This is a genomic window from Geminicoccus sp. (genome assembly GCF_036263595.1).
Taxonomy (GTDB): Bacteria; Pseudomonadota; Alphaproteobacteria; order Geminicoccales; family Geminicoccaceae; genus Geminicoccus.
This window is the reverse complement of sequence record NZ_DATAGQ010000229.1, coordinates 1-2,486: the sequence shown is the minus strand read 5'-3', so window position 1 is coordinate 2,486 and position 2,486 is coordinate 1. Positions and strand designations below refer to the sequence as shown.

Below are 2,486 nucleotides of genomic sequence, written 5' to 3'. Positions count from 1 at the left end.
AGATCCGCATGCCGCTCGGCATCGGGATCATCGCCGGCGCTTCGCCATGAGCGTGCCCAGCACCGCCGAGACCGTCTTTGCATCGGCCACGCCTATGATCTTCACCCGGATCCCGCCGGGAAGGGCAACTTCGATCGAGCCGATTGGCGCTGCAGCCGGCAGCGCAGGCTCAGCTGGTGCGGTCGCGCTCGTGGTCGAAACCGGGGACAGCACCATCGGCAGCGGCATGACCTCCACCGGCAGAAAGCCAGCCGGCTCGGCGGATACTGCCTCCCTTGTCGTTGCCCTCTGCGTCCGGTGACACGGCCAGTGTGCGCCTGACCCAGACGGCAGGCAAGGCTTGGCCGTCTCAACCCCTCGGTGCAGCCAAGTAACGTTGGCGTGACTGGCTCAAGTCAAATCCGGGGTCGGCAAAGTCGCCTGCACCCGCGCGCCCAAAACGACTACCCGGCGGTGGCGCCAGCACTTCCCGCCGACTTCCAGGTGGGTCCTGGTATGAGACGTTTACATTTCCGACCGGTGGTATGGGTAGAGGCGCCGGTCTAGGCATGTTGTCTATCTTCTTGACCGCGCGGTATAGTCGCGACCACATCAAGAAGCTGGACACCTCTAAAACCGGGTGCCAGCCCTTGATGTACCATGCGAGGGAAGACCTGTCCTGATCATGTCCATCATCGGAGGTGCCTCTCATGCGACCCCTGCACTTTTGGCTGAGTTTATTGGGGATCGTCGTTGTGATCGCTCTGGGCGCCGTGGGTGTTCAGTATCTGATGGGACCTGACAAAACGTTGTCGGAACGCGCGGCCACGTCATCCGAGAAAGCCGGGTTATCGGAACGTACGGCCACGTCATCCGAGAAAGCCAAGTAGTCATTCTGCGACCTGGACATTGCCAGGATCGAAGCGAGGAAGGACGCGGCCATGATGGCCCTGCCCGAGCTGGTCGCGCATCGGCGACCAGATGGTGATCGGCATGTCCTGCGCCTGACCGTGTGGAACGAGGCAGGCCGGCCGATCTGCCGCGCGACCCTGGACGGTGGAGGCGGAATGGCTCACGCCACCGAAGCCGAACTAGCCATGACCGTCCACCCTCGCATCCTGATCGCGTCGAGGAATGATACGTCACCGCCGACGATCTGACGCGTGCGCTGGAAAGGGCCGGTGTGGTGGTGATTGTCTGGCACCGACGGTAGCGATGGCCCTGCGCCTACTGGACGCCACACCGGTCGTCGACGGTGCCATCCTGGACATCAACCTGTAGGGCGAGAAGAGCTTCTCGGTGGCCGATGCCCTGCGCAAGCGCAGCATTCCGTTCGTGTTCGCGAGCGGCTACGCCGCATCGATAATCCCGGAGTCCTACCGAAGCGTGCCGCGCTTGGAGAAGGCGGTGACCATGCGGGACGCGGCCAAGCGCTTCTGAATTGAGCGGCTAAATCTGTCGCCGGCCATACCCATCCAGCTGTCGCCAAGTCGCTCGCATGGCCAGCGATCTGGAGGCTGTCAGCGGCCGGTTCGCATTGCCGGCATGGTTTGAGGAGCCTCCAGGCGTCCAGAGGCTCGCTGCGGGCTTCCTAGCCTTGCCTGAACCTGCGGCGGGAGCGAAGAAAGCCTACTGCCAGATACTGGCATTCCACGTTCGACCCGACTCGGATGACGACCGCGACAAGCACCGAAAGGTCCGCAGCACGGAAGGAGGTTCCTGTCATGCACAGGCCGTGGCGGTTCTTGATTTTCGGTCTGGTCGTCATCCTGGGGCTGTTCCTGGCGTGGAGTATCGTCGAGTACATGACTCGGCCGGCCGAGCTGACGACGGAGGAGGCATCCGAGAGAGCGAGGAGAGCCGCTTGCGACGCGGTCGCTACTGAGCTGCGGCGTCGTCATGGAGACGACGACTGCGACAAGTATCGTTGAGGAGCTAATCGGGCCTGTTCGCTTGCGGGATCATGGCGGCCCTCCAGTGAGCTGACGCACTCATAGCATTACACGTTGTCCGGCGCTGGGGTATCCTGCGCCATGGGTCAGACAACCACCATCCGCGTGAGCCCGGCCGACCGCCGTCTCCAGGCGATCGTGGCAGCTCGGAATAGCGCGCAGGAACACGTCTGCCGGGCCAAGGTCGCCCTCGCCGCCGCTGATGGCCTCGGCAACACCGCAACCGGGCACTGTGCGGGTTCCTCAAGGCCCTCCATCCGACGCTGGCGCGAACGGTTCGTGCAGGAGGGCGTTGCCGACCTGCGGCGGGACAAGACCAGAAAGCCCGGCACGACGCCTCCCTTGCCGGCGGTGGTTGATCACGTCCACAGGCCGTTCGCGTGGGGTGCCGACCCGGATACTATCGTCGAGAGGGTCCGGCGGGGGTACGAGAGGTTGGGAAGGATGGGCGAGAGGCGGGCCATGTGAACGGCTCGCGGAGGGCAAGGCTATGGCGGCGGCACGGGTCGAGCGACGGCTGGCAGCCATCCTGGCGGCGGATGTGGTCGGCTACAG

At 64.2% G+C, this 2,486-nt stretch carries 4 protein-coding genes; all 4 read left to right on the top strand.

The annotated features are described in order from the left end of the window. Positions 1-301, top strand: a 301-nt coding sequence (locus VHL31_RS25160) for a hypothetical protein (protein ID WP_329664003.1), incomplete at its 5' end; no start/stop codon positions are given. Between the two features lie 580 nt (positions 302-881). Continuing rightward, the gene (locus tag VHL31_RS25155) at positions 882-1,139 is read left to right on the top strand and encodes a DUF6894 family protein (RefSeq protein ID WP_414653825.1); all 258 of its coding nucleotides are present in this window, start codon (positions 882-884) and stop codon (positions 1,137-1,139) included. A gap of 139 nt (positions 1,140-1,278) precedes the next feature. Beyond that, complete coding sequence (locus tag VHL31_RS25150; protein ID WP_329664001.1) at positions 1,279-1,419, top strand: hypothetical protein; 141 nt, start codon at positions 1,279-1,281, stop codon at positions 1,417-1,419. Between the two features lie 593 nt (positions 1,420-2,012). Continuing rightward, a complete protein-coding gene (locus tag VHL31_RS25145; RefSeq protein ID WP_329664000.1) occupies positions 2,013-2,399 on the top strand; it encodes a hypothetical protein in 387 nt (128 codons plus the stop codon). The last annotated feature ends 87 nt before the right edge of the window (positions 2,400-2,486 follow it).

What these genes read in the sequence shown, in the direction of transcription:
- VHL31_RS25145 (WP_329664000.1), top strand. Translation starts at nt 2,013, where the DNA reads ATGGGTCAGACAACCACCATCCGCGTGAGCCCGGCCGACCGCCGTCTC.